Below are 26243 nucleotides of genomic sequence, written 5' to 3'. Positions count from 1 at the left end.
ATGGAAGGATTGGCGCCATGAGCGCGCAGATTCTGGACGGCAAGGCCACCGCGGCCAAGATCAAGGCAGACCTCGCGGCCAGGGTGGCCGCGCTGAGGGAGCGTGGCGTCACCCCGGGCCTGGGCACCGTCCTGGTCGGCGACGACCCCGGCAGCCAGATCTATGTTGCGGGAAAGCACCGTGACTGCGCCGAGGTGGGCATCTCCTCCATCCGCAGGGACCTGCCCGCCACCGCGACGCAGGCCGAGGTCGAGGCCGTCATCGACGAGCTCAACGCCTCGCCCGAGTGCACCGGCTACATCGTCCAGCTCCCGCTTCCCCGGCACCTTGACGCCCTGGCCCTGATCGAGCGGATGGACCCGGCGAAGGACGCCGACGGCCTGCACCCGATCAACCTGGGCCGTCTCGTGCACATGGTCGACGCGCCGCTGCCCTGCACCCCGCACGGCATCGTCCTGCTGCTGCGGGAGTACGGCGTGCCGCTCAAGGGCGCCGAGGTCGCCGTGGTCGGGCGCGGCATCACCGTGGGCCGTTCGCTGGGCCTGCTGCTGACCCGCAGGTCGGAGAACGCGACCGTCACCCTGTGCCACACCGGCACCCAGGATCTCGCCGCCCACGTCAGGCGCGCCGACATCGTCGTCGCCGCCGCGGGCGTGCCCCACCTGATCACCGCCGACATGGTCAAGCCCGGCGCCGCCGTACTCGACGTCGGGGTCTCCCGGGTCGACGGGAAGATCGCCGGTGACGTCGCCCCCGAGGTCGGCGAGGTCGCGGGCTTCCTGACCCCCAACCCCGGCGGCGTCGGTCCGATGACCAGGGCGTTGCTGCTCAGCAACGTCGTCGAGGCCGCGGAACGCCAGGTCCAGGGCGCCCAGGGTCCGCTGTGACGAAGTGAACGACGTGCCGGTGGCTCCCGCCCGGGTGAACGACTACGGCAGCTCCGCCGAGGCGTACCCGGCGGAGAACGACAGCAGCCTCGTGAGCGCCTACTACGCGCGGCCCGCGATGCCGGGCTCCGGCGGGTAGCCGGTCACGGGTTCGGTTCCGAACCGCACGGCTGCGGTGCGACCTCGGGGGTGTGGTTCGCACGCGGCCTGGCCACCAGCGCGTACGCCAGCCAGGAGCCGATGCGGGCCAGGGCGATCCCGACGGTCATCGCGACGGCGCTCGCGCCGCCGAGCGAGGCCAGCGGGGCGATCATGGCGCCGAACAGGAAGCCCGTACTGCCGAGCAGCGCGGCGGCCGTGCCCGCGTTGGCCGGATGACGGACCAGCGCGAGCGCCGTCGCGTTCGGTGAGGCCAGCCCGCCCGACATGATCGTGAAGAACAGCGAGGTCAGGAACACCCAGAGCGGCGCGTGCAGCGCCGCGGCGACGGCCGTACCGACACCGGTCACGACGGCGATCAGCGCCTCGGGCACGAGCAGCCGCTCCGGGGTGAAGCGGCGCAGGAGCAGGGCGTTGAACCAGCCGCCCAGGATCAGGCCGACCGAGTTGATCCCGAAGATCAGGGAGAACGCCTGCGGGCTCACGCCGTAGCCGTCCTGGATCACGAACGAGCTGACCGAGATGTAGATGAACAGCGCGATGCTGCCGATGCTCGACCCCAGGGTGCAGCCGACGAACAGCCGGTCGCGCCCCACGGCGGAGAAGCCCGCCCGCACCCTGGCGATGCCCCCGGCGTGCCGGAGGTCGGGGCGCAGCGTCTCGGGCAGGGTGAGGGCCACGACCAGCAGCACCGCCGAGATCGCGGCGAGGAAGACGAACAGCCCTCGCCAGTCCACGACGTAGAGCAACTGGCCGCCGATGACGGGGGCGACGATCGGCGCGATTCCGCCGATCAGCATGAGCAACGACAGGATGCGGGCCATCTGCCGGCCCTCGTACAGGTCGCGGACCATGGCCTCGACCACGACCATCCCGGCCGATCCGGCCAGTCCCTGCACCAGGCGCAGCACGATGAGCGTCTCGATCGACGGCGCCGCCGCGCACAGCAACGACGCCGCCGTGTACGTCATCACCCCGATGAACAGCGGTCGCCTGCGGCCGATCCGGTCGCTGAGCGGCCCGATGAACAGCTGGCCGACGGCCAGGCCGATCATGCAGGCCGAGATGCTCCACTGGGCGGCGCCGTCCGAGGCCCCGAGCTGGCGGGCCAGCGCGGGCAACGCGGGCAGGTAGAGGTCGATCGACAACGGGCCGAACGTCGACAGGGCTCCGAGGGTGAAGAGCAGCCTGCGGGTCCGGGCGATCGGAGGCGGGACGGCCGGTAGGCCGTCCGCGCTCACGGGTGACCCACCGGGCGACCTCGTCTGGACGCGGTCACCGGGTGGCTTTCCCCCGAATGTGTGCCTGCGCTCACCGGCGCGACCGCCGCTGTCGTCGCTGCTGGTCGAGCAGCATCCTCGCCCGAGGATCGACGAAGGCGCGCAGCGCCGAACCGGTGAGGTTCAGCAGGAACACGAACAGGGCGATGGTCAGGCCGGGGAAGATCACCATGGTCGGGTGGGTCTGCAGGTAGGTACGCCCGTCGGCGACCATGTTTCCCCAGGTGGCGGTGGGTGGTGAGATACCGAGACCGAGGAAGCTGAGCGAACCGTCGATGAGCATGGCGCCCGCCGACAGCAGCACGCACTGCACGACGGCCAGCGGCAGGGTGTTCGGCAGGATGTGCACGCCCAGGGTCTTCCACGGCCCCATGCCGGACACCCTGGCCGCCTTCACGTAGGTGCGGGTGGTCAGGCCGAGCACACGGCTGCGGATGATCCGGGCCGTGTACGGGGTGAAGATGATCGTCACGGCGAGCAGTTCGCTCATCATGCCGGGACCGACCACGACCGCGAACACGATCGCCAGGATGATCGACGGGAACGCCATCCAGGCGTCCACGACTCGCATGATCACCGTGCCGGCCCGCGCGAAGTAGCCCGCGACCAGGCCGATGAACGTGCCGAGCCCGACCGAGCACAGCGTGATCAGCATGGTCATCCCGATGGAGACCCGACCGGCGGAGGCCCACCTGGCGAACAGGTCGCGGCCGTACTTGTCGGTGCCCATCAGGTGCTCACCCGACGGCGGCAGCAACCGGTTCACCGGGTCGGCGGCGTTCGGGTCGGGCAGGAACGGCGGGAGCACCATGACCACCAGGGTGATCAGGATCAGCAGTCCGCCCGTCACGATCAGCGTGGGGTTTCGCCGGACGAACGAGCGGACCCGGGTGGGGGCCGCCACGGTCGGCGCGGTGGCGAGGTCGGTGGTCACGACACCCGCACCTTCGGGTCGATCAGCGCGTAGGCGAGATCGACCAGCAGGTTCATCAGCACGAACAGGAACGCGATGAACATGACACCCCCCTGGATGAGCGGGAAGTCCCGGGCGTAGACGGCGCCGAGCAGTGTGGTGCCGAGGCCCGGGATGATGAAGATGCTCTCGATCACCACCACGCCGCCGATCAGCGAGGCGAAGTTCAGTCCCACCGTGGTGAGGACCGGCAGCATGGAGTTGGGCAGCACGTGCTTCAGCATGATCCGCCGTTCGCCGACGCCCTTGGCCCGCGCGGTACGCAGGTAGAGCTGGGTCAGCTCACCGAGCACGCTCTCCTCCATGGTGATGGTGAGGAAGGCGGTCTGCCCGACGACGAGCACCGCGACCGGCAGTGCCAGCTGGGTGATCGCGGTCGCCGGGTCCTCGAACAGCGGGGTGTAGCCGCCGGTCGGGAACCAGCCGAAGGTGAGCGCGAACAGGTAGACCGCCAGCAGGGCGAGCCAGAACTCCGGCAGGGCCAGCCCGAACTGGGTGGCCCGGTTGACGAGCCGGGCCACCCGGTTGTGCGGCGCCACGGTGACCCAGGTGACGATCAGCACGGTGAGGATGAAGCTGATCACCGTACTCAGGATGGCCAGGGTCAGCGTGGGTGCGATGTTGTCGAAGATCATCTGCAGGACCGGGAGGTTGTACTTGATCGACGTACCGAAGTCACCGCTCAGCACGTTGCCCAGCCAGTGCAGATACTGCTCGTACAGCGGTCCGGTCAGGCCGAGGTCCTGGCGAAGCCGTTCGAGTTGCTCCGGGCTGGCCTTGGTGCCCAGGAGCACCGCGGCCGGGTCACCCGGGATCGAGCGCAGCAGGAAGAACAGTGCGGTGCCGACCACGAACAGCACGATCACCAGATCGCGCAACCGGCGCAGAATGACCCCCAGCATCAGGTGCTACCTCGCCAGCCAGGTGTTGGCGAACTCCAGGCCCCAGCCGTCATAGCCCTGCACCTTCGGGTTGTAGGCCACGTAGGACCTGGCGTGGTAGAGCGTCAGCGTGGGCAGGTTCTCCGAGGTGAACTCCTGGATCTTGTCGATCGCCTGCTTCTGCTCCTCCGGCGTCTTGGCCTCGTTGTAGGTGGTCAGCAGGGGCGCGAGCTTGTCCCTCGGGTAACCCATGTTGTCCATGCCCTGGACGTTGTCGCTGTAGGACGGGACGGGCGGGTTGGCGTCGTCCATCAGCGCGAGCACGTCCCAGCTGTTCGGCTGGTTGTTCTTGCGTCCGATCAGGGTGGCGAAGTCGTAGCTCTCGACGGTCGCGTTGATCCCGATCTTCTTCAGCGAGTCCTGGATGATGACCAGGGCGTCCTTGAACTGCGGGAACTCGTCCGTGGTGATCATGCGGATGGTCTGACCGGGACGCAGGCCCGCGGCGGCGAACATCTGCTTGGCCTTCTCCGGGTCGTGCTGGTCCCACTTGGCCTTGCCGGCCTCGGAGTACATGGCCTTGTTGGTCTGGGTGGCGAACGCGCCGTTGCTGGGCAGCACCAGGTCGGGCACGCCCTGCGAGTCCATGATCGCCTTCTTGTCGACGAGCATGTTCATCGCGTCCCTGGCCTCGGGCTTGGAGAAGATCGAGCCGGAGTTGTGGTTGAGCGCGATGTACTGGACGTTCGCGGCGCCCTCGACGCCGATCTTGAGGTTGGGGTTCTGCTTGACCTGGTCGTACTGGTCGTAGGACGGCTCGGAGACGTCGAGCAGCCCGGTCTGCAGGCTGTTGAACGCGGCGTCGCGGTCGGCGATCACCTTGTAGGTGATGGTGTCCAGGTAGGCGCCCTTGGCTCCGGCGTACCCGCTGGACTCACCGGCCGGCGGCTTGTACTTGTCGTTGCGCTCCAGCACGATCTCCTGGCCCGCCGTCCAGGTCTTCAGCTTGTACGGCCCGGTGCCGATCGAGTGGTCCTGGGGGATTCCGGTGGCTCCGGCGGCGGCCACGTCGGCGGCCCTGCGGATGCCGCTGCCGTGGCTGGAGGCCATGAGGGCGACGAGGTTGAACGGCGCCTTCATGGAGAACACCACGGTGCCCTCGTCGGGGCCGGTGATCTCCTTGAGCACCGGCTTGAGCGAGCCCGCGTAGCTGCCCTTCTCCACCCAGTAGCGCATGGAGGCCACCACGTCCGCCGAGGTCAGCGGCGAGCCGTCGGAGAACTGGACGCCCTTGCGCAGGGTGAAGGTGTAAGTCAGGCCGTCATCACTCTTCTTGTAAGATTCGGCCAGCACGGGCTGGGGCTGGTAGTTGGCGTCGATGGCGACCAGAGACTCGAAGATCTCGTGCCCGAGATAGCTGGTTCCTGCGTTGCTGTTCTGCACCGTGTCCAGCGATCCAGGGTCCTGGGCGAGGCGGACGGTCAGGTTGCCGCCTCGCGCGGGCTGTCCCGCGTCGCTCTGTGCAGCCGGGGTGGCCGGGGTGGATGGGGACTTTGTGGCAGTGCCGCAAGCCGAGAGCAAGAGCCCTGCCGTGACGAGGGCGATGATCTTGGGTTTGCGACGTTGTCCGGTGCGATCCATTGCGGCTCCTCGCGCCTGTTTCCGCGGGTCGGTGGCGGAGAACGTAACCCGGCCCGCCCGCCCAAGATAGGCGTCGATGTCGGCTTTTATGTCACTCATGCGAAATCAGCCCACCTGTGCCCATGAGTGTGGACAGACGCCGTTCCCGATAGGCACACTGTGCCGACAGCCTTGTTAAGCGGCAGCTTTGAGGTGCAGAATCCCCGACCCGAGGTCAGGTTGGCCGACGGAAAGGATGACACCCATGTCACTACTCGAGATAGATCGCCTCTCCGTTGGAGTACTTTCCGACGAGGTGACCACCGACCTGGTCCACGAACTCACCCTCAGCCTTGATTCAGGACAGACCCTCTGCGTCGTCGGCGAGTCCGGCAGCGGCAAGACCGTCACCGTGCTGTCCATCATCCGCCTGCTGGAGTTCGTCGCCCCGGTGCGGACCACCGGTGCGGTCCGGCTCGACGACGTCGATCTGACCTCCCTGAACGCGGCGCAGATGCGGTCGTTCCGCGGCCGGCGGATCGGAATGGTGTTCCAGGAGGCGCTCGACTCGCTGAACCCGGCGCAGCGGATCGGCGCGCAGCTCGGCGAGGCCTACTGGTCGGCCGACGCCGCCTCCCGTCGTGGTGACCTTCGTGCGCAGGGGCAGGCCAGGGCGCTTGAGCTGCTGGGGGAGGTGGGCTTCTCCGACCCCGAGCGGGTGGCGAACCTGTACCCGCACCAGCTCTCCGGCGGGATGCAGCAGCGAGTGATGATCGCCATGGCGCTGATGTCCAGCCCTGATCTTCTGCTGGCCGACGAGCCAACGACGGCGTTGGACGTGACCACCCAGGCCGAGATCCTGCGCCTGTTCCGCACGGTGCAGCAGGAACACCAGATGGCGTGCGTGTTCATCACCCACGACATGGGCGTGGCGGCGGAGATCGCCGACCGGATCGCGGTGATGTACGCGGGCCGCCTGGTCGAGGTCGGGCCCGCGGCCGAGGTGCTCAGCTCGCCCAGGCACCGCTACACGCGGGCCCTGGTCGAGTGCGTGCCGCAGGTGGGTGTGCGCCACACCCGGGGCATGCCGTCCATCGTCGGCTCCGTCCCCGAGGCGGGCGCCAAGCTCCCCGGCTGCCGGTTCGCCCCGCGCTGCTCACACGCCGGGGACCGTTGCCGCTCCGAGGAACCGCCGCTGGCCCTCGTCACCGTTCCGGTGGAGGAGATCAAGCGTGTGGAGCGTTCCGAAACGGCCGTGGTGGAGCGGCAGGCCGAGGTCGCCTGCTGGAACCCCGGCGCCGGCCCGGTCGCCCTGCCCCCGCCCGTCGTCACGGCCGCCGAGGCTGAGGCCGAGGCCGACGCGCGGACCGAACCGCTCCTGGTGATCGACAACGTCCGCCGGGAGTTCGTCACCCGCAGTGGCCGCGCCGGCGGCCTGCTGAGGCTCCGCCGCCGCGAGCGCATGTCCGCCGTCGACGGGGTCAGCCTGGACATCCGGCCGGGCGAGTTCTTCGGCCTGGTCGGCGAGTCGGGCAGCGGCAAGACGACCCTCGGGCAGATCGTCTCGGCGCTCGACCACCCCACCGAGGGCACGATCACCGTGGACGGCCAGCGGCACACCTCACGTGGCCTGGAGGGCGACGTCAGGGCGTTCCGCCGTACCGTGCAGCTGGTCTTCCAGGACCCGCAGAGCTCACTGGACCCGCGCCACACCGTGGGCCGGATCATCGCCGAGCCGCTGCGCGAGCTGACCGACCTGCGCGGCGACGACCTGCGCCGCCGGGTGGAGCGCCTGATCGACGAGGTCGGCCTGCCCAAGGCGATCATCGACAAGATCCCCGGGCAGATCTCCGGCGGACAGCGGCAGCGGGTGGCCATCGCGCGAGCCCTCGCCCCCGAGCCCCGGCTGATCGTGGCCGACGAGCCCACCTCCGCGCTCGACGTCTCGGTGCAGGGACAGGTGATGAACCTCCTGCTCGACCTGCGCCGCGAGCACAACCTGAGCTACCTGTTCATCACCCACAACCTGAGCCTGATCCTCTCGGTCGCCGACCGGGTCGGGGTGATGAAGAACGGCAGGCTGATCGAGGTCGCCACCCCCGAGAAGCTCGCCACGGAGCCGCAGCACGACTACACCCGCACCCTGCTGGCGGCCAACCCGGGCATCACCCCCTCTTCCTCGGCTTCACCGGAAGCCTCCCCGGCTTCACCGGAAGCCGAGGGCACCGCAAGTTCGCGTCAGTGACACTGGGAGCCGCCATGCCGTCCGTGTCGTCCATCTCGTCTGTGTCATCCACCTCGGTCTCTCCCGTCTCGTTCCCGACCCACAGCTTCGACGATCCCCTCATCGGCGACGGGGCCCCCGGTTTCGCCATCGGGTCGTTCGCCGACCTGGCGCCATGGTCGTCCGCGCCCTACCCGCACCGGCACGAGTTCTACGAACTGGTGTGCGTGACCGGCGGCACGGGCACCCATGTGATCGACTTCGTGCCGTACAAGGTCACCCCGACGACGATGTACTTCGTCGCCCCAGGTCAGGTGCAGTTCTGGGAGGGTCACACCCCCCTTGAGGGATACATCGTCACCTTCGTCGAGGAGTTCCTGGTTCCCCAGTACGGGGACCGGGTCTCCCCGCGTCAGTCCCTGGCGCTCGACCCGCTGGGCACCGGGCACGCCCTGCACCTGGCCCCCGAGGAGGTCGAGCCGGTCACCACGCTGTTGGCCGCGCTGGTCAGGGAGTACCAGCGTCCCGGCGGCACCGACGTCTCGGTGCTCCAGGCGTACCTGCACATCCTGCTGGTCGAGATGCGCAGGTTCAGCCGGGGCGCGGACGTCCGTACCGTCGAGGAGGACAGCGGCACCGCGCTGGCCCGCCGCTACCTGCGGCTGGTGAGCGAGGAACTGCCGTACGAGCAGAGTGTCAGCGGCTACGCCAGCCGGATCGGGGTGACCCCCAAGCACCTGGCGGACGTGGTCAAACGCACCACGGGCAAGCGGCCCGCGGAGATCATCCGGGCCGCGCTGACCGTCGAGGCCAAGCGGCTGCTCAGGCACACCGACCTGACCGTCGCCCAGGTCTCCCAGCGGTTGCTGTTCGACAACCCGTCGTACTTCGGCCGCTTCTTCAAGCGCGAGACCGGAACGAGCCCGGGGGAGTTCCGCAGGCGCGCAGGCGCCGCGGATTACCTCCGTTCAGTGACACGGCCGCCGACCTGACGAGCTATATGTGCCGCGACCTGCTGCCTAGCGTTAAGTCATGGAATCCTCCGTTGTGGGCATTAGGGCGCGGTTCGCCGAACGCCGCGTCGAGCAGCTACGTTCGTTGATCACCGAGGACCTGGTGACCGCATGGATCCACGATCCTGAGGCGGTTCACCGGGAGCCCCTGACCCTGCTGGCGAACTTCCTCGGCCAGCGGCCCGCGACCGAGCGCCTGTCCGTCTACGAACAGACCAGGCGCGAGGTCTGGCGGCTGGTCCACCCTCCGGCGCGGCGCGGCGAGACCTACCGGCTCGCCGACCGGCGGGAGTTCACCAGCCTCAACGAGGCACGTGAGGCGGGTCTGCGGCGCGAGCTGTTCGACGTCTTCGGCTGGGGAGAGCCCTCGGAGGACGCGATCGACGGGCCGGAGCTGCGGCACGAGGGACCGGTCCTGCTCGGCTACGCCGACCGGGTGAGCGCGGCCCCCGGCGACCGGATCACGTTCATGGTCAGCGCCGAACAGGTCGCCGAGTACACCACCGAACTGGTCCGGGTACGGCACACCGACGACAACCCGGCAAGCCCCGGCGTCCGGATCGAGCAGGTGCCCGACGTCTGGCAGGGCCGCCACGCCGGCCGGGAACAGCGGGTACGGCTCGGCTCGCACATCGCCGTCCGCGACCCGCACGGCGTGACCACGGGCGCGGACGGCTTCACCGTCGCCGCCTACGTATACCCGACCTGCGTGACAGGCAGGCCGCAGGTCGTGGTGTCCCGCTGGGACGAGGGCCCGCGCGGTTACGCGCTCGGCCTGGACGAGACCGGACGGCTGACCCTCTGGCTCGGTGACGGCTCCGGAGAGAGCGCGGTCCACGCCGAGACCCCCCTCCCGCTGCACCGCTGGTACGGCGTCGCCGCCTCCTACGACCCGGAGACCGGGCGCGCCACGCTGGTCGCCCGGCCGCTGGTGACCGGGGTGAACAGCCGGGTGAGCCCGATCGTGGTCGACGACCGGCCCCAGGTGACCGAGCAGGACGTCGAGGGCGGCTTCGCCCCGGCCGAGCACGGTGACCTGCTGTTCGCGGCCCGCACCCCCGAGGACGACCACTACAACGGCAAGATCGAACGGCCCGGCGTGTGGCCGTACCCGCTGTCGAGGGCCGCGCTGGTGGTCGCGGTCTCCGACGACCACGACGCCCCGCTGCGCTGGTCCTTCGAGCCGGGGGAGACCGCGGCGTCGCTGGTCGTGCCGTGCGTCGGCCGTCCCGGCCTGGACGGCAGGCTGGTGAACCTGCCGGTGCGCGGGGTGACCGGGCGCCACTTCACCGGCCGGATCGAGCACTACGCTGCCGACCCGCGCGGATACGCCGCGATCCACTTCCACGAGGACTCCCTCGCCGACGCCGGATGGGCGCCGAGCCACGAGTTCACCGTTCCCGACGACCTGCCGAGCGGCGTCTACGCCCTGCAGGTCACAGCGGCCGACGGCTCCTGCGACCGGGGCATCCCGTTCGTGGTGCGCCCCCGCCGGGGAACCGCCACCGGCAGGCTCGCCCTGCTCCTGCCGACCGCGACCTACCTGGCCTACTCCAACGAGCGCGGCCTCGGCCACGTGCCGGTCGTCCCCGACGGCACGGTGTTCCTCGAACACCGCTACGACCTGGGGCACTCGGCCTACGCGAGGTACACCGACGGCAGCGGCGTGAGCTACATCTCGTGGAGCCGCCCGATCCTCACCCTGGCGCCGGGCTTCCGCGTCCACCTGTCGCCGTTCATGCTGGCCTCCGACCTGTACTTCCTGGACTGGCTCACCGAACTCGGCTACTCCTTCGACGTCATCACCGACCACGACCTGCACGCCGAGGGCGTGGACCTGCTGCGTCCCTACGCCGGGGTCATCAGCGGCAGCCACCCGGAGTACGCCTCCGAGCAGATGATCGACGCCATCGAGACGTACGTGGACGGCGGCGGCAACTTCGCCTACCTGGGTGGCAACGGCTACTACTGGGTGGTCTCCTTCCACCCCGAGCTGCCGCACGTGATGGAGCTGCGCCGCGGTGAGAACGGCACCAGGAGCTGGCAGGCCCAGACCGGTGAGCACCACCACGCCACCACCGGTGAGCGCGGCGGCCTGTGGCTGAACCGCAGCCGCCCGCCGCAGAAGGTGTTCGGCGTCGGCTTCAGCGCCCAGGGCGGCGGCCCCTCCGGCCGCTACCGGATCGGCCCCGACGCCGTGCCCGAGGACCTGAAGCACCTGCTCGACGGCGTGCCCGAGGTGTTCGGCGACTCCGGGCTGGACGGCGACGGCTCGGCGGGCGGCGAGATCGACCGCTACGACCTCACGCTGGGCAGCCCGCCGGAGGCGGTCGTGCTGGCCACCTCGGAGGGACTGCACGACGGCTACCAGTTCGCCGTCGAGGAGCTGAGCGGCACGCACCCGGGCCACGGCGCCTATGAGGACCCCGAGGTCCGCTCCGACATCGTCTACTTCCACACCCGTGGCGGCGGCTCCGTGTTCGCCACGGGCTCGATCTCCTACAGCGGTGGGCTGTCGGCCCACGGCTACGACAACGGGATCTCCAGGATCACCCGCAACGTTCTCGACCACTGGCTGGGTAAGAAGAATGATTGAGTCGCTCTCGGTCGACCGGATGGTCGCCATCCCGATGCGGGACGGCACCGTCCTGCGCGCCGACATCTACCGTCCGGTCGGGCAGCGCTGCCCCGCCCTGATCTTCCGCACGCCGTACGACCGCACGGGCCTGGGCATGTACGGCACGCTCGCGTTGCGGGCGGCCTCCAGCGGCTTCGCCGTCGTGATGCAGGATACCCGGGGCCGGGGCGCCTCGGGGGGCCGGTTCACACCGTTCGTCCACGAACGCGAGGACGGCTACGACTCGATCGACTGGGTCGCCTCCCAATCCTGGTGCGACGGCAACGTGGGCATGTTCGGCGGCTCCTACGACGGGGTGACGCAGTGGCAGGCCGCCATGTCCGGGCACCCGGCGCTGAAGGCGATCGCCCCGAACGTCACGGCCTCCAGCTACCACCACGGCTGGGTCTACCGGGGTGGCGCGTTCCAGCTCAGCTTCAGCCTGGGCTGGACGCTCTCGCTCGCCGCGCACAACGCCGCCCGTGACCCCTCGGTCTCCGGCGAGGTGCGCGGGGCGCTGACCGACGCCCTGGACGACCTGCAGGACACGGTGCTGACGCTGCCCCTGGACAAACACCCCTACCTGGACGGTGTCGCGCCGTACTACCGGGAGTGGCTCAAGCACCCCACCTACGACGAGTTCTGGGAGCGGCTCGACGTCTCCCGCGCCTACCCCCAGATCAACGTGGCCGCGTTCAACATGGGTGGCTGGTACGACACCTTCCTCGGCGGCACCCTGGCGAACTTCGCGGGCATGCGCGCCGAGGGCGGCGAGGCGGTACGCGACCGGCAGCGGCTGCTCGTCGGGCCGTGGCCGCACGAGGGCCTGTTCAGCGGCAACCCGGTCGGCTCGTGGAACTTCGGCGGGCGCTCGACCGGGGGCGCCCTCGACGTCGACGGCCTGCAGCTTCGCTGGTTCGACCGGTGGCTGCGCGACGGCGGCGACTCGGCGGGGGAGGACCCGCCGGTGCTGCTGTACGCCATGGGGGCCGGCCAGTGGCGGGTCGCCGACTCCTGGCCTCTGCCCGGCACCGACTACCAGGACTGGTACCTGCACAGCGGCGGCCGGGCCAACACGCTGCACGGCGACGGGCGCCTGTCCAGGGACAGGCCCGGGGCGGAGCAGCCGCCGGACAGCTACGTCTACAACCCGCGCAACCCGGTCCCCACGCTGGGCGGCTCGCTGTGCTGCAGCCCGGTGCACACCAAGGGCGGCGTCTACGACCAGCGCCCGATCGAGGAGCGCGAGGACGTGCTCGTCTACACCAGTGAGCCGCTCGGCGAGCCGCTGGACGTCACCGGCCCGGTCTCGGTGGTGCTGCACGCCAGCACCTCCGCGCTGGACACCGACTGGACCGCCAAGCTGGTCGACGTCGGCCCCTGCGGCTACGCCCGCAACATCACCGACGGCATCCTGCGCGCCAGCCACCGCGACCCGAAGGCCGGGCTGAACCCGGTCGTCCCGGGAGAGGTCGTGGAGTATCACCTCGACCTCGGCGCGACCAGCAACGTGTTCCAGCCGGGGCACCGCATCCGGGTGGAGATCTCCAGCAGCAACTTCCCGCACTTCGACCGCAACCCCAACACCGGTGAGCTGCCCGGCAGGTCCACCGAGATGATCAGCGCGTTGCAGAACATCCACCACGCGGGCCTCAACCTCTCCCGTGTCGTGCTGCCGGTCGTCAGCCCGGAGGCGACGCGTCCCTACCACACGGAGCACTGATGTCCATCAACGAATTCCGCCGGCTCGGCCGTACCGGGCTGGAGATCAGCTCGGTCGGCTTCGGCAGCTGGGTCACCGGCGGCCCGGGGCTGATGGGCTGGGGCTCCCAGTCCGACGAGGACTCGATCGCCGCCGTCCACCGCGCCGTGGCGGGCGGGGTGAACTGGGTGGACACGGCGGCGGTGTACGGCTTCGGCCACTCGGAGACGGTCGTCGGCCGGGCCGTGGCCGCGCTGCCCGCCGCCGACCGGCCGCTGCTGTTCACCAAGTGCGGCCTGGTCTGGGACGAGAACGGTGTGGAGAGCCAGAACCTCACCCCGGAGTCGATCCGGCGTGAGTGTGAGGACTCGCTGCGCCGCCTGGGCGTCGACCACGTCGACCTGTACCAGATCCACGCCCCGGACCCGCAGGGCCCGCCCATCGAGGAGTCCTGGGGCACCGTGCTCGAACTGGTGAAGGAGGGCAAGGTCCGGCACGCCGGGGTGTCCAACTTCGACGTCGAGCTGCTGGAGCGGTGCGAGGCGGTCGGCCCCGTCGAGACCCTCCAGCCGCCGCTCTCGCTGATCAACCGTGAATCGGCGGCCGACGTGATCCCGTGGTGCGCCGAGCACGACACCGGAGTGATCGTCTACAGCCCGATGGCGGCCGGTCTGCTGACCGGCACGTTCACCGCCGAGCGGGCCGCCGCGCTGCCGTCCGACGACTGGCGCTCGCGCAACGACGAGTACAGGGAGCCCGCCCTGTCGCGCAACCTGGCGCTCCAGGAGGCCCTGCGGCCGATCGCCGAGCGCCACGGGGTGCCGGTCGGCGCGGTGGCGGCGGCCTGGACGACGACGGTGCCGGGGGTGACGGCGGCGATCGTCGGCGCCCGTAACCCGGGGCAGGTGGACGGCTGGCTGCCCGCCGGATCGCTCAGCCTCACTCAGGAGGACCTGGCCGAGGTGGTGGCGGCGCTGCGGGAGACCGGGGCGGGGAGGGGTCCCGTCCCGGAGGCCTAGGGTGAACGGACGCGGGCCGGGCGGAGTCTCTCCGCCCGGCCCGTTCTCGTCCCCGGCCCGCTCCGGGTGACGTCCCAGGAACGGGCGTGGGGGGGGGGGGGGGTGGGCCCCCCCCCCCCCCCCCCCACGCCGCCCCCCAACCGATCAGGTGTGGCGCGGCACGTTCTCGTCCGAGGCGTAGGACGGGTTCAGCGACAGCGCGATGAACGTGAACGGGCGGTTCACGTAGTTGAACCCGAGCGGGCAGTGCCGGGTGCCCGCGGGGATGAACACCGAGCCGGTCGTGTTGACCGTGTGCCGCTCGCCCTCGATGTCGAGGTACAGCTCCGCGCCGAGGTCGTGGATGTTGTCGGGGTCGTTGCCCATCCAGATGAGGACCTCGTCGTAGGTGTGCTCGTGGTCGTTGACCCAGTGCACCTGCTCCGTCGTGGGGTTGATCCAGCTGTACGCCATGTGGACCGTGCTGAGGTCCACGTCGATGGAGCGCATCAGTCCGAAGGGGTTGCCGATGTTGGCCGGACGCTCGCCACCCGCGGCGGCACCCTCGTTCACCAGGTCGTCGGCGCAGTCCCGCATGTGATGGACGAACAGGTGATCGTACTTGCCCATGCCTCTCCTCGCTCCTTCACGTCAAGCGGTCGTTTCCGCACTTGAATGGTGCTTCTTGGGGCATAGGCGGAAAAAGACACTTATGACAGCGCTCATGTCACTGAACCTGTCATCAAGGGAACGATCCGGTCGTCAGTACCGGGCTCCGCGGCCGGAAAGGATCATGAAATGGGCGAGAAGTCGCTGGTCAACGCGTTGGGCCGGTTCGTGGGCGAATGTGGGGGCCGGTCAGGGGATCGTCACTGAGCGGCCGATGCCCACCGTGATCTGTCACTTTTTGCCCGTTTCTGGCGGCCCGTGCCGCCCCGGCCCTGAAGGGCTGTGCGGGACCGGTCCTGAAGGCCACGCGGGACCCGGTCGCACCGGCCAGAAGAGGGCCGCGGACATGACGGAGCACGGTGTGCCGGAGGGAGGCACACCGTACGCTCGTGCCGACGGAACACCCCACCCCAGACCTGGGGGCGGGACACCGGTCGCGGGCTAGGAGGCCCGGCGGTTGGCCGTCGTGGTCGCGGGTTGCGGCTCAGGAGGACCCGCCGCGCGTTGCGGCGGCACCACCGGAGTCGGCCTGACCAGACCGAGGGCGACCACCTCGTTGGCCAGTCGCGTTCGGCGGTTGGTGCCCTCGGGTATCCGGAACTTCTGGTACAGCCGCAGCAGATGCTGTTTGACCGCGGCCTCTGTCACCACCAGGTCGTCGGCGATCTCCCGCGCGGTCGCGGGAGCGACGAACGCCTCGTCGGAGAGGGCTGGACGGCACAGTGATGTCAGCACGTCCACCTCCCGGCGAGTCAGCTCGGGCGCCGCGGCGCGGCGCAGCTCGACCTCGGGGGCGAAGTCCTCGCGCGGGACCCCGCCTATCCTGCCCCTCGCGGCGCCGAAGGAGACGACGTCGCCGTCGTCGAGCACCCTTCTCGCGATCGGCCTTCCGTTAACCCGTGTGCCGTTGCGGGACAGGCCCAGATCAACGACATACAGGTAGGGACCGCGCCGGACGAATTCCGCGTGCAGCCGGGAAACACTTGGATCGTTGAGCCGGATGTCTACTCCCCGGCCACGCCCGATCGTCGTGATCTCGGGGCGCAACGGGACAACCTCGCCTGTGTCCTCGATGCGTATGAACGGCCCCTCCACGGCAGTTCCTCCCCAGGTAGCCCGCCGTAACTATTCCTACAGCTGCGGCTTACCCAAACGAGGGGAAGGGGAATCGCCTTTGCCGTGAGGAGAATCCCACGTGAAATTGGCCTTGACCTCTTGGGAAGGTTTGTCCTGCTCACAGGTAGACTTCGCTGGAAGAAAAGCGGAGGAAACAGTCATGGCGGACAAGCCCACAAAAGGTCTCGCAGATGTCGTAGCCGCGTCCACGGCGCTCAGCGACATCGACGGACAGGCCGGTCGTCTCTTCTACCGCGGTTACGACATCCACGATCTCGCGGGCCGTACGACCTTCGAGGAGACCGCGCACCTGCTCCAGCACGGCAGCCTCCCGACCAGGGGGCAGCTCGCCGACTACGGCGCCGAACTCGTCAGGGGACGCGCGCTCGGCGCGCTCGCCGAGGCGAACATCCCGGAGATCGCGGACAAGCAGGCTCCCATGGAGGCGCTGCGCACGCTGGTCTCGCTGGCCTCGGGCGACGATCCGGACAAGGACTCCAACAGCCCGGAGGCCAACCTTCGCAAGGCGGCCAGGCTCACCGCCCAGCAACCGATCCTGGTGGCCCGCTACCACGCGGCCAGGACCGGCGCCGAGATCCCCGAGCCCGACCCCGAGTTGAGCGTCGCCGCCAACTTCCTGCTCCAGATCACCGGCCGGGTCCCCGACCCGCACGCCGTCGAGATCTTCGACACCTGCCTGGTCCTGCACGCCGACCACACCATGAACGCCTCGACCTTCGCCGCCCGCGTCTGCGCCGCGACGCTCTCGGACATGCACTCGGCCATCGTGGCGGCCATCGGCACCCTGAAGGGCCCCCTGCACGGAGGCGCGAACGAGCAGGTCATGCGCACCCTTGAGGCGCTGGACCCGGCCTCGGTCGCCCAGTCCGTGCGTGACAGGCTCGCCGCCCACGAGAAGATCATGGGCTTCGGGCACCGGGTCTACAAGACGGAGGACCCGCGCGCGACGCACCTGCGCAGGATGTCGCGGGAGCTCGCCGAGGCCTCCGGGGACGACACCTACTACCGGATGTCCAAGGAGATGGAGGAGGTCGTCTTCGAGACGAAGGGCCTCTACCCGAACGTGGACTTCTACGCGGCGACTGTTTACCACTATCTCGGTATCCCGACCGACCTGTTCACTCCCGTCTTCTCTGTCAGTCGCATGTCAGGATGGACCGCACATGTCATCGAACAACACGCGGACAACCGTCTGATTCGCCCGGACAGCGAGTACGTCGGCGAGCGTGACCAGAAGTGGAAGCCGATCGACGAGCGATGAGCCGGACACGGGAAACGCAGGGGAACGGGCGCGGAGGCGAACGGTGAACGCGGGCGGCGTCCCCAGAGAACGGTGGGGGCCGTACCCCCTGGTCCTGGCCGGCGCGATCCTCGCCGTGGTCTTCGCCGTGCTGGCCGACCCCGAGTGGGGAGGCTTCGCCCTCGGCGCCGTCATGGCGCTGGGCGCGCTGCTGCGCCTGGGCGGGGGAGGACGGCTCGCCGTACGCCGCAAGGGGACCGACGCCGTCACCTTGGCGATCTTCGGCATCGCGCTGATGGTGGGATCGCTGTTGTTGCAGTATCCGTGGCTCATGCCGCGCTATGGCAGATGACAGGGGGCGTCGCAGGGCGGTCAAACCCGTCCGATAGCCTCAACGGCCAGTGAGCCTCAAGGACTGTCTGGCCAGTGTTAGTTCAGAAGGGGAACCACACGCATGCCCAAGATCAAGGTAGAGGGTCCCGTCGTCGAGCTTGACGGCGACGAGATGACCCGGATCATCTGGCAGTTCATCAAGGACCAGCTGATCCTTCCCTACCTGGACGTCGACCTGAAGTACTACGACCTCGGGATCGAGCACCGTGACGCGACCGACGACCAGGTGACGATCGACGCCGCCAACGCGATCAAGCAGTACGGCGTCGGCGTCAAGTGCGCCACGATCACTCCGGACGAGGCCCGGGTCGAGGAGTTCGGCCTCAAGAAGATGTGGAAGTCCCCGAACGGGACGATCCGTAACATCCTCGGCGGTGTCATCTTCCGCGAGCCGATCATCATGTCCAACGTGCCGAGGCTCGTGCCCGGCTGGACCAAGCCGATCGTCGTCGGCCGTCACGCCTTCGGCGACCAGTACCGCGCCACCGACCTGAAGGTCCCCGGCGAGGGCACGCTGACCCTCACCTTCACCCCGAAGGACGGCTCCGAGCCGATCGAGCTCGACGTCTACGACTTCCCCGGCGGCGGTGTCGCGCTGGCCATGTACAACCTGGACGAGTCGATCCGCGACTTCGCGCGGGCGTCCATGCGGTACGGCCTGGCCCGCAACTACCCGGTCTACCTCTCCACGAAGAACACGATCCTCAAGGCCTACGACGGCCGGTTCAAGGACATCTTCGCCGAGGTCTACGAGACCGAGTTCAAGGCCGAGTTCGAGGCCGCGGGCATCACCTACGAGCACCGCCTGATCGACGACATGGTCGCCGCGGCGCTCAAGTGGGAGGGCGGCTACGTCTGGGCCTGCAAGAACTACGACGGTGACGTCCAGTCCGACACCGTCGCCCAGGGCTTCGGCTCGCTGGGCCTGATGACCTCCGTCCTGCTGACCCCCGACGGCCGCACCGTCGAGGCCGAGGCGGCTCACGGCACCGTGACCCGTCACTACCGTCAGCACCAGAAGGGCAACCCCACCTCCACCAACCCGATCGCCTCGATCTTCGCGTGGACCCGGGGCCTGGCCCACCGCGGCAAGCTCGACAACACCCCCGCGGTGATCGACTTCGCCGAGAAGCTGGAGCAGGTCTGCGTCGAGACCGTCGAGAGCGGTCAGATGACCAAGGACCTCGCCCTCCTGGTCGGCGGCGACGCCAAGTGGCTGACCACCCAGGACTTCCTGGCGGCCCTGGACGAGAACCTCAAGAGGAAGATGGCCTGAGAGGCCGTTCCTCACGCGGAGGGGTCGCCGTCACGGCGGCCCCTCTCGTTCTTCCGTGTCCCGAATGTGTCGGGAAGCGCTTTCCCACGTCTCGAAGGCAGAGGCCACGCTCACGGCTCGGTCAGGTCGCCGAGCACGATCGAGTCCCCGTCCGGCAGCCCGGCGATCCGGTGCAGCCGTCCGGTGATCGCGTCGACCCTGAAGAAGCCGAGCAGGTCTCCGGTCCGTCTGTCGGTCAGCTTGACGACGACCTCGCGGACGTTCGCCCAGCCGACGACCTCGGCGGAGGTGGGGTCGCCCAGCGAGGGCATCGGCAGGTCCTTGAAGACCTTCCTGGTCCTGGCGTCGATGACGTGCAGGCGATCGCTGTCGTCCCCGCCCGGCTTGACGGCGGCGGTGAACCTCCCGCTCGGCGAGTCACGCCAGACCCGGTAGGTCTGCCGCATCCAGTCGGCCACCTTCTCCGCGGCCGTCGCCTGGCCCGCGGGCAGCGACGTCGTGGCGCCGGTGGCGAAGTCGGTCCGCAGCCGCCGTCCGTTCAGTTCGACGACGAAGAAGCCGCCGTCGCGCGAGACGCTCACCCCGGTCCCCGTCTCGGTGTCGGAGGGGGCCAGGACCGGCGACAGGTACTTCTTCTCGCCGCTGCTCAGGTCGTGGGCGACGTAACGGCCCTCCGCGGCGCTGAGATAGGCGATACGCCGCCCGTCCCCGCTGACCGCGGGTGACAGGCTCCAGTAGCTCCAGTCGTCGCCGTGCGCCAGATGCTGGGCCGCGTCGGGCACCTTCACGGTGGACTCGCAGTGGCCGGGACGCTCGCACTCGACCGACTCGAGCGCGGGACGGCCCTCGTCGCCTCCGGCCAGCTTCAGTGTCCAGCCCGCGCAGGTGACCTTCCCCGCCCGCGAGGGCGCGGGCCTGCCGTCGGTCGAGGCGCCGTCGTCGGGACACTTGTCCGGTACGGCGTAGCGGATCGTGAACGACGTACGGGGGGTCTGCCAGGCCTGTGGGCCGGGGCCCAGGGTCGACCCCACCCCGGCCGAGGCGATCTGGTTGCTCTCACCGAGCGCGGAGTTCCACACCTGTCCCTGCTGCAGGGTGAAGGCGATGAGACCCACCGGGACCAGGCCCGCGACCGTGGTCAGGAGCACCCCCCGGACGCGGCGGCGGCGCAGCGCGCGCACGGACCTGACGGCGAGGTCGGGAACCGAGGCCTCGGCCGCCACGGCGGCCAGCCTGGTGGTCAGCCGCTTGGCGTCACCCTTGGCCAGGGTGGTCACCGCCTCGGAGACCTCCGTCTCCACGGCCTCCAGGGACAGGCCCAGGGCGGTGGCCACCTCCTCGGGGGTCCTGCCGTCGTGCAGGCACGCCACGGCGATCACCCGCCGGACCGGCGGGAGGCGCAGCAGGGCCGTGGCCCTCGTCGTGACGGGCCGCCGCAGATAGCGGCGGTACATCGTGATCTGGGCGTGAACGGTGGGGTTCTCCCAGAGGGTCGGGGGCCAGCTCAGCCCGACGGAGCGCAGGGACCACAGGACGAGCCGCAAGGCCTGGTCGTGGCTACCGGTGAGGAGCAGGGCCGTACCGACCAGGAGACGCTGATCGCGCTGGATGAAGTCGCGATAACCCGTGTATCGGCGCATCAAGGATTGGCTCCGCTTTGACTGAAGGAACGGTCAACGGTAGCGATCTAAGCGCGTGCCGCGCCATCTTGGGGTGGTTTGTCGGTAATCGGGCAGGTCGGCGTGTCCAGATGACCCGCCACAGACCGTACAAGACGGAGATGGGGGCGCGGGGTCGTAAAGTTTGGCTGGTCGGGGAGTCACCGGATCGTGAGGACGATGATGCCGCAGATCGCGCCGCTGGGGGCGGGGGAACCGCACCAGCTCGGGCAGTTCCGCATTGTCGGCCGGATCGGGGAGGGCGGCCAGGGGATCGTCTACCTGGGCGAGAACCCCGAGGGGGAACGGGCGGCGATCAAGCTGCTGCACGTGAAGTTCTCCGGCGACACGATCGCCAGGTCCCGCTTCGCCAGGGAGGCGCGCGCCGCCCGCCGGGTCGCCTCCTTCTGCACGGCGGGCGTGATCGACGTCGACCTGGACGGCGACACCCCCTACATCGCCAGCGAGTACATCGACGGCAGGTCGCTGCGGGAGGTCGTCGAGGCCGAGGGGCCGCTGCGCGGCACCGCGCTGCAGCGCCTGGCCGTCGGCACCGCGACCGCCCTGACCGCCATCCACCAGGCCGCGATCGTGCACCGCGACTTCAAGCCGGACAACGTGCTCATCGCCGCCGACGGGCCCAGGGTCGTCGACTTCGGCATCGCCCGCGTCATCGACTCGACCGGCACGATCACCAGCAGGGCCATCGGCACCCCCGCCTACATGGCCCCGGAGCAGGTCTCCGGGGGCGACGTCGGGCCGCACACGGACGTCTTCGCGTGGGGGGCGACCATCGCCTTCGCCGCGACGGGCGAGACGGCGTTCGCGGGCGGTTCGATCGCGGTGGTGCTCAACCGCATCCTCAACCACGAGGTCGACCTCGGTGACCTGCCCGAGCCGCTGCGCGGCGTGGCCGCGGCGGCGCTGTCCAAGGCGCCCGACGAGCGCCCCTCCGCCGACCAGATCCTGTTGCGCCTGCTCGGCCACCCGGAGACCGTCAACGCCTCGCCCGCGGTGCTCAACGAGGGGGCGCAGGTCGCGGGCCCCGAGGACGCCACCAACCCCATCAGGATGCCCGTCGCCGAGTCGCCGCCGACCGTGCAGATCCCGCGTCCCCCGCAGTCCTCGCTCTCCCAGATCTCCCGCCCGAGGATCCCCTCGGCCGAGCGCCCCCAGGCCGAACGGTCCCAGCCTGAGTGGTCCCAGGCTGAACGGTTCCAGCCCGAGCGCCCTCAGACCGAACGGTCCCAGCCCGAGTGGTCCCAGGCCGAGCGGTTCCCGGTGTACGGCGAGCGGCCGACCCAGCATCAGGCAGGGCCGGCGCAGCCCGCCTACGGCCCGTCCGGGGGGTACGCCGAGCAGCCGCCGAACTGGCAGGCGACGGTCGCGAACCAGGCCTCCTCCCCGGCTCCCCGGCGGCGTTCGCGGAGACGCTGGATCGCCGCGGCGGTGGCCGTCCTGCTGGTCGCGGGAGCGGGCGCGGTCGCCTACTTCTCGGGCTGGCTGCCGGGACTGGCCGGACGTGTCCAGCAGTCGACCCTGACACCGGTCACGCCGGACCCGAAGACCTTCTCCTCGGTCGTGGACAAGGCGGCGAGCACCCACCGGCTGACCATCGGCATGCGTGACTTCCTGCCCGGCGTCGCGCTGAACAACGAAGGCACCTGGCAGGGGTTCGAGGTGGATCTGGCGACCGCGATCGCCAAGAAGCTCGACGTGCCGGCGAGCGGGATCACCTTCAGGGGCACCTCCCGCGAGGAACGGCCGAAGCTGCTGGCCTCCGGGGACCTCGACCTGGTCATCTCGACCTACTCGATCAACAAGACGGACGCCGTCACCTTCGCCGGGCCGTACTACGTGGCGCACGTGGACGTGCTCGTCAAGGGAGGTTCGGCGATCTCCTCCGTGGCGGACCTCGAGGGCCGCAAGCTCTGCCAGCCGGGGGCGAGCGCCTCGGTCGGCGCCCTGCAGGACGTGGTCAAGCGCCTGGACCTGGTCGCCGCGAGCACCTACACCGAGTGCATGAACATGCTGCTGGCCGGGGACGTGGACGCGATCCCCGGCGACGACCTGGTGCTGGCGGGCTTCGCCGACCGCGAGAGCATCCGCTACAAGGTGGTCGGGCTCAAGCTCACCGACGAGCGCTACGCGGTGGCCCTGCGCAAGGGCGACCAGCGCACCTGCAAGGCGGTCCAGGGCGCGATCGTGAGCCTCTACCGCGACGGCACGATCAGCAGGCTGCTCGACCGTCACTTCTCCAAGGTGGACTTCTCCACCAGGGAGGACACCCTTCCCACGATGGCCGGGTGCGGCTGAGGTCAGCCCTGGTCGGCCGACCTCTCGATCTCGGTCGCGGTCTCCGTGGCCCAGTCGTACAGCAGGCGGGTCTGCCGGATGCCCAGATCAAGGGCGTACCGTCCGAAGCCGGGCTTGAGCCAGACGGAGGCCCTAGCGCGGATGGCCTCAAGCTCGGTCATCTTGGCGGCGAGCACCTCGGCCTGCTCGCGCAGCAGCGCGACGGCCTCGTGCGGTTCGATCGTGGGAAGCAGGAAGGCGCGCAGCGCCACCTCGCTGCGGTGCATGCGTGAGGGCTGTTCGTCCAGCATCCACGCGCGCAGCTCCGCCGAACCCTCCTTGGTGATCGCGTAGCTCTTCCTGCCACGCGGTCCGGCCTCCTCGACCGTGATCAGTCCCTCGGCGGCCATCTTGTTCAGCTCGGGATAGATCTGGCTGTGCCGGGCCTGCCAGGCGTTGCTGATCGAGCTCTCGAAGAGCTTGGTCAGGTCGTAGCCGCTTGAGGGTCCCGCGGCGGTCAACAGGCCCAGGAGCGCGATCCGGAGAGACATGTCCTCATCATAGCTACGCATTGACATGTCAAGACTGACACGTCACTATCAACATGTGTCTACCGACGTATTGAATCCTCCCGTGGAGACCCGGCCCGCGAAGAACGGGCTGTTGCTGCTCGCCGTACTCGGCGGCATGTTCCTGGCCATGCTCGACCAGACGATCGTGGGGACGGCGCTACCCCGGATCGTCCAGGAACTCGGCGGCGCCGGCCTGTACACCTGGGTCGTGACCGCCTACCTGCTGACCTCGACGATCACCGTCCCCCTGTACGGCAGGCTGTCGGACACCTATGGCCGCAAGCCCCTGCTGCTGACCGGGGTCACGCTCTTCCTGGTCGGTTCCGCGCTGTGCGGCGCGGCGCAGGACATGGGCCAGCTCATCGCCTTCCGCGCCCTGCAGGGACTGGGGGCCGGGGCGCTGCTGCCGCTGTCCCTCGCACTGGTCGCCGACCTGTTCCCGCCCGGCAGGAGCGGCCGGGTGCAGGGCGCCCTGGGCGGAGTGATGGCGTTGAGCTACATCGCCGGGCCCTTCCTCGGCGGACTGTTCACCGACCAGGCGAGCTGGCGCTGGGCCTTCCTGGTCAACCTGCCCATCGGTGTCGCCCTCATCGCGATCATCGTCGCCAGGCTGCCGCACACCGCCGGGCAGGGACGGGGCACCCGTCCCGACTACCTCGGCATCGCCGTCTTCAGCGTGGCGATCAGCGTGCTGCTCATCGGTCTGACCGAGAAGGGGATCGACGGGCACACCTGGACCAGCGCTCCCGTGCTGTGGCCCGTCCTGGCCTCCGTCGCGCTGCTGGCGCTGTTCGTCCTCGTCGAGAGCCGGGCCCAGGCGCCGATCATCCCGCTCGAACTGTTCCGCGTCCGCACCTACGCCCTGGCCAACATCGCCTCCTTCTTCACCGCGTTCTGCCTGTACGCCGGGGTGGTCTTCCTGCCGCGCTACTTCCAGGAGTCCGTGGGCCTGAGCGCGACAGAGTCAGGCCTGCGCATCTACCCGCTCATGCTCGGGATGGTCGTGGGCAGCGCGGGCACCGGCCTGCTCATCACCAGGAGCATGCGCTACCGGCCGTGGCTGATCTGCGGGGCGTTCCTCATCGCGGCCGGGGCCCTGCTGTGCTCCGGAATCACCGCCGGGACCTCGGGTGTCCTGCTCGCCGGATGGATGGCGCTGCTCGGCCTCGGCATGGGGCCGATGCTGTCCGGCCTGACCGTCGCGGTGCAGTTCGCGGTGCCGCCCAGGTTCATCGGCACCGCGAGCGCCAACCTGACCTTCTTCCGGCAGATCGGCGGCTCGGTCGCCCTGGCCCTGGCCGGAACGCTCTACGCCTCCGTCGTCAGGCAGGAGGCGCCCCTGCGCGGGCTGAGCGCGGCGCACGCGGCGGCGACCGCGAACGTCGTCCCCTGGCTCGCCGTCAGCGGGGCCGTCGTGGCGCTGATCGCCCTGATCGCGCTGCCCTCCGGCCGGATCAAGGTACTCGCCGCGAGGTCGACGACCATCGACGGGTAACATCCGAACGTCGCAATTCATCCTACGAGTGGGGGAAGGTCATGGCCCAGACTCCCGTAAAGGTCACCGTCACCGGCGCCGCCGGTCAGATCGGCTACGCGCTGCTGTTCCGCATCGCGTCGGGCCAGTTGCTGGGCGCCGACGTCCCGGTCAAGCTGAGCCTGCTGGAGATCCCGCAGGCGGTCAAGGCCGCCGAGGGCACCGCGATGGAGCTCGACGACTGCGCCTTCCCGCTGCTGAGCGGCATCGAGGTCACCGACGACGCCAACAAGGCCTTCGACGGCGCCAGCGTCGCCCTGCTGGTCGGCGCCCGCCCCCGTACGGCGGGCATGGAGCGCGGCGACCTGCTGCAGGCCAACGGCGGCATCTTCGGCCCGCAGGGCAAGGCCATCAACGACAACGCGGCCGACGACATCCGTGTCCTGGTCGTGGGCAACCCGGCCAACACCAACGCCCTCATCGCCCAGCAGCACGCCCCCGACGTCCCGGCCGAGCGCTTCACCGCGATGACCCGTCTCGACCACAACCGCGCGCTGTCCCAGCTCGCCGCCAAGCTCCAGGTCCCGGTCACCGAGGTCAAGAAGATGACCATCTGGGGCAACCACTCCGCCACGCAGTACCCCGACCTCTACCACGCCGAGGTCGGTGGCAAGATCGCCGCCGAGCAGGTGGACGAGGCCTGGCTGCGCGACACCTTCATCCCGACCGTCGCCAAGCGCGGCGCCGCGATCATCGAGGCCCGGGGCGCCTCCTCGGCGGCCTCCGCCGCCAACGCCGCGATCGACCACGTCTACGACTGGGTCAACGGCTCCGAGTGGACCTCCGCCGCCATTCCCTCCGACGGCTCCTACGGCGTGCCCGAGGGCCTCATCTCCTCCTTCCCCGTCACCTCCCGTGACGGCAAGTGGGAGATCGTCCAGGGCCTGGAGATCGACGCCTTCTCCCGCGAGCGCATCGACGCCTCGGTGCGCGAGCTTGAGGAGGAGCGCGCCGCCGTACGCGAGCTCGGTCTCATCTGATCCGAGCGGTCGCGTTCCGCACGCGAGAGGGGGTCCCGGTCCGCCGGGCCCCCTCTCGCGTCTCCCCGGGTGAACCGGTTCAGGTCTCCAGAGCGTCGGCGGGCGGCGTGTCAGCATGCCCCGGGAGGGTGTCTC

At 69.7% G+C, this 26243-nt stretch carries 21 protein-coding genes; 13 read left to right on the top strand and 8 right to left on the bottom strand.

Annotation, left to right across the window (positions count from 1 at the left end; genetic code table 11):
* Positions 1-17: 17 nt before the first annotated feature.
* Both ACFYY8_RS03095 and ACFYY8_RS03090 read left to right on the top strand, forming a co-directional pair.
* A complete protein-coding gene (locus tag ACFYY8_RS03095; RefSeq protein WP_390036579.1) occupies positions 18-887 on the top strand; it encodes a bifunctional methylenetetrahydrofolate dehydrogenase/methenyltetrahydrofolate cyclohydrolase in 870 nt (289 codons plus the stop codon).
* A 4-nt stretch (positions 888-891) separates the two neighbouring features.
* Positions 892-1026, top strand: a complete 135-nt coding sequence (locus ACFYY8_RS03090) for a hypothetical protein (RefSeq protein ID WP_390036577.1) — start codon at positions 892-894, stop codon at positions 1024-1026.
* A 4-nt stretch (positions 1027-1030) separates the two neighbouring features.
* Here the strand turns inward: ACFYY8_RS03090 and ACFYY8_RS03085 are convergent, their stop codons facing one another.
* The 4 genes from ACFYY8_RS03085 to ACFYY8_RS03070 all read right to left on the bottom strand — a co-directional run bounded on the left by ACFYY8_RS03085 (position 1031) and on the right by ACFYY8_RS03070 (position 5821).
* Positions 1031-2287, bottom strand: a complete 1257-nt coding sequence (locus tag ACFYY8_RS03085) for a multidrug effflux MFS transporter (RefSeq protein WP_390036575.1) — start codon at positions 2285-2287, stop codon at positions 1031-1033.
* A gap of 70 nt (positions 2288-2357) precedes the next feature.
* On the bottom strand, positions 2358-3260 hold the full coding sequence (locus ACFYY8_RS03080) for an ABC transporter permease (protein WP_390036573.1): 903 nt from the start codon (positions 3258-3260) through the stop codon (positions 2358-2360).
* On the bottom strand, positions 3257-4201 hold the full coding sequence (locus ACFYY8_RS03075; RefSeq protein WP_352010076.1) for an ABC transporter permease: 945 nt from the start codon (positions 4199-4201) through the stop codon (positions 3257-3259). Before ACFYY8_RS03075 ends, ACFYY8_RS03080 begins: the two co-directional genes overlap by 4 nt.
* Before the next feature lie 6 nt (positions 4202-4207).
* A complete protein-coding gene (locus ACFYY8_RS03070) occupies positions 4208-5821 on the bottom strand; it encodes an ABC transporter substrate-binding protein (protein ID WP_390036570.1) in 1614 nt (537 codons plus the stop codon).
* Between the two features lie 235 nt (positions 5822-6056).
* Between ACFYY8_RS03070 and ACFYY8_RS03065 the strand changes: the two genes are divergently transcribed.
* The 5 genes from ACFYY8_RS03065 to ACFYY8_RS03045 are packed head-to-tail and all read left to right on the top strand — an operon-like array spanning position 6057 to position 14375.
* On the top strand, positions 6057-8045 hold the full coding sequence (locus tag ACFYY8_RS03065; protein ID WP_390036568.1) for a dipeptide ABC transporter ATP-binding protein: 1989 nt from the start codon (positions 6057-6059) through the stop codon (positions 8043-8045).
* A 41-nt stretch (positions 8046-8086) separates the two neighbouring features.
* Positions 8087-9016 carry an AraC family transcriptional regulator gene (locus ACFYY8_RS03060; protein ID WP_390036566.1) on the top strand — a complete coding sequence of 310 codons (930 nt, stop codon included), beginning with the start codon at positions 8087-8089 and terminating at the stop codon, positions 9014-9016.
* A gap of 40 nt (positions 9017-9056) precedes the next feature.
* On the top strand, positions 9057-11633 hold the full coding sequence (locus ACFYY8_RS03055; protein WP_390036564.1) for a N,N-dimethylformamidase beta subunit family domain-containing protein: 2577 nt from the start codon (positions 9057-9059) through the stop codon (positions 11631-11633).
* A complete protein-coding gene (locus tag ACFYY8_RS03050; RefSeq protein WP_390036562.1) occupies positions 11626-13377 on the top strand; it encodes a CocE/NonD family hydrolase in 1752 nt (583 codons plus the stop codon). The genes ACFYY8_RS03055 and ACFYY8_RS03050 overlap by 8 nt, the downstream gene beginning before the upstream one ends.
* Positions 13377-14375: an aldo/keto reductase gene (locus ACFYY8_RS03045; RefSeq protein ID WP_390036560.1), complete on the top strand. Its 999-nt coding sequence runs from the start codon at positions 13377-13379 to the stop codon at positions 14373-14375. The genes ACFYY8_RS03050 and ACFYY8_RS03045 overlap by 1 nt, the downstream gene beginning before the upstream one ends.
* A 144-nt stretch (positions 14376-14519) precedes the next feature.
* Here the strand turns inward: ACFYY8_RS03045 and ACFYY8_RS03040 are convergent, their stop codons facing one another.
* Together ACFYY8_RS03040 and ACFYY8_RS03035 are read right to left on the bottom strand one after the other, a co-directional pair.
* A complete protein-coding gene (locus tag ACFYY8_RS03040; protein WP_386193699.1) occupies positions 14520-14984 on the bottom strand; it encodes a hypothetical protein in 465 nt (154 codons plus the stop codon).
* Between the two features lie 480 nt (positions 14985-15464).
* Positions 15465-16118, bottom strand: coding sequence for an FHA domain-containing protein (locus ACFYY8_RS03035; protein ID WP_352010068.1), 654 nt, complete (start codon positions 16116-16118; stop codon positions 15465-15467).
* Between the two features lie 181 nt (positions 16119-16299).
* Between ACFYY8_RS03035 and ACFYY8_RS03030 the strand changes: the two genes are divergently transcribed.
* The 3 genes from ACFYY8_RS03030 to ACFYY8_RS03020 all read left to right on the top strand — a co-directional run bounded on the left by ACFYY8_RS03030 (position 16300) and on the right by ACFYY8_RS03020 (position 19069).
* Positions 16300-17421 carry a citrate/2-methylcitrate synthase gene (locus tag ACFYY8_RS03030; protein WP_390036557.1) on the top strand — a complete coding sequence of 374 codons (1122 nt, stop codon included), beginning with the start codon at positions 16300-16302 and terminating at the stop codon, positions 17419-17421.
* A gap of 43 nt (positions 17422-17464) precedes the next feature.
* On the top strand, positions 17465-17752 hold the full coding sequence (locus ACFYY8_RS03025) for a DUF3017 domain-containing protein (RefSeq protein ID WP_390036555.1): 288 nt from the start codon (positions 17465-17467) through the stop codon (positions 17750-17752).
* Positions 17753-17854: 102 nt separating this feature from the next.
* Positions 17855-19069, top strand: a complete 1215-nt coding sequence (locus tag ACFYY8_RS03020) for an NADP-dependent isocitrate dehydrogenase (RefSeq protein ID WP_390036553.1) — start codon at positions 17855-17857, stop codon at positions 19067-19069.
* Positions 19070-19179: 110 nt separating this feature from the next.
* Here ACFYY8_RS03020 and ACFYY8_RS03015 read toward each other — a convergent pair whose 3' ends face one another.
* A complete protein-coding gene (locus ACFYY8_RS03015) occupies positions 19180-20709 on the bottom strand; it encodes a hypothetical protein (RefSeq protein WP_390036551.1) in 1530 nt (509 codons plus the stop codon).
* Between the two features lie 198 nt (positions 20710-20907).
* Between ACFYY8_RS03015 and ACFYY8_RS03010 the strand changes: the two genes are divergently transcribed.
* Complete coding sequence (locus ACFYY8_RS03010) at positions 20908-23043, top strand: protein kinase (RefSeq protein ID WP_390036549.1); 2136 nt, start codon at positions 20908-20910, stop codon at positions 23041-23043.
* Between the two features lie 2 nt (positions 23044-23045).
* Here ACFYY8_RS03010 and ACFYY8_RS03005 read toward each other — a convergent pair whose 3' ends face one another.
* Entirely contained in the window at positions 23046-23573 is a 528-nt protein-coding gene (locus ACFYY8_RS03005; RefSeq protein WP_390036547.1) for a PadR family transcriptional regulator, read from the bottom strand.
* Between the two features lie 82 nt (positions 23574-23655).
* Here ACFYY8_RS03005 and ACFYY8_RS03000 point away from each other — a divergent pair, with 82 nt between their 5' ends.
* Together ACFYY8_RS03000 and ACFYY8_RS02995 are read left to right on the top strand one after the other, a co-directional pair.
* On the top strand, positions 23656-25089 hold the full coding sequence (locus ACFYY8_RS03000) for an MDR family MFS transporter (protein ID WP_390036545.1): 1434 nt from the start codon (positions 23656-23658) through the stop codon (positions 25087-25089).
* 41 nt (positions 25090-25130) lie between these two features.
* Complete coding sequence (locus ACFYY8_RS02995; RefSeq protein WP_390036543.1) at positions 25131-26108, top strand: malate dehydrogenase; 978 nt, start codon at positions 25131-25133, stop codon at positions 26106-26108.
* The last annotated feature ends 135 nt before the right edge of the window (positions 26109-26243 follow it).

Source organism: Streptosporangium sp. NPDC001559 (assembly GCF_042893955.1).
Taxonomy (GTDB): Bacteria; Actinomycetota; Actinomycetes; order Streptosporangiales; family Streptosporangiaceae; genus Streptosporangium.
The sequence above is the reverse complement of the archived record's forward strand: the minus strand, read 5'-3'. Positions and strand labels throughout refer to the sequence as shown.

Bases quoted from the DNA above. Each gene is read 5' to 3' on its own strand.
- ACFYY8_RS03010 (WP_390036549.1), top strand. From the start codon at position 20,908: ATGATGCCGCAGATCGCGCCGCTGGGGGCGGGGGAACCGCACCAGCTC.
- ACFYY8_RS03045 (WP_390036560.1), top strand. From the start codon at position 13,377: ATGTCCATCAACGAATTCCGCCGGCTCGGCCGTACCGGGCTGGAGATC.
- ACFYY8_RS03075 (WP_352010076.1), bottom strand. From the start codon at position 4,201: ATGCTGGGGGTCATTCTGCGCCGGTTGCGCGATCTGGTGATCGTGCTG.
- ACFYY8_RS03055 (WP_390036564.1), top strand. From the start codon at position 9,057: ATGGAATCCTCCGTTGTGGGCATTAGGGCGCGGTTCGCCGAACGCCGC.
- ACFYY8_RS03040 (WP_386193699.1), bottom strand. From the start codon at position 14,984: ATGGGCAAGTACGATCACCTGTTCGTCCATCACATGCGGGACTGCGCC.
- ACFYY8_RS03095 (WP_390036579.1), top strand. From the start codon at position 18: ATGAGCGCGCAGATTCTGGACGGCAAGGCCACCGCGGCCAAGATCAAG.
- ACFYY8_RS03005 (WP_390036547.1), bottom strand. From the start codon at position 23,573: ATGTCTCTCCGGATCGCGCTCCTGGGCCTGTTGACCGCCGCGGGACCC.
- ACFYY8_RS03065 (WP_390036568.1), top strand. From the start codon at position 6,057: ATGACACCCATGTCACTACTCGAGATAGATCGCCTCTCCGTTGGAGTA.
- ACFYY8_RS02995 (WP_390036543.1), top strand. From the start codon at position 25,131: ATGGCCCAGACTCCCGTAAAGGTCACCGTCACCGGCGCCGCCGGTCAG.
- ACFYY8_RS03015 (WP_390036551.1), bottom strand. From the start codon at position 20,709: ATGCGCCGATACACGGGTTATCGCGACTTCATCCAGCGCGATCAGCGT.
- ACFYY8_RS03070 (WP_390036570.1), bottom strand. From the start codon at position 5,821: ATGGATCGCACCGGACAACGTCGCAAACCCAAGATCATCGCCCTCGTC.
- ACFYY8_RS03050 (WP_390036562.1), top strand. From the start codon at position 11,626: ATGATTGAGTCGCTCTCGGTCGACCGGATGGTCGCCATCCCGATGCGG.
- ACFYY8_RS03030 (WP_390036557.1), top strand. From the start codon at position 16,300: ATGGCGGACAAGCCCACAAAAGGTCTCGCAGATGTCGTAGCCGCGTCC.
- ACFYY8_RS03020 (WP_390036553.1), top strand. From the start codon at position 17,855: ATGCCCAAGATCAAGGTAGAGGGTCCCGTCGTCGAGCTTGACGGCGAC.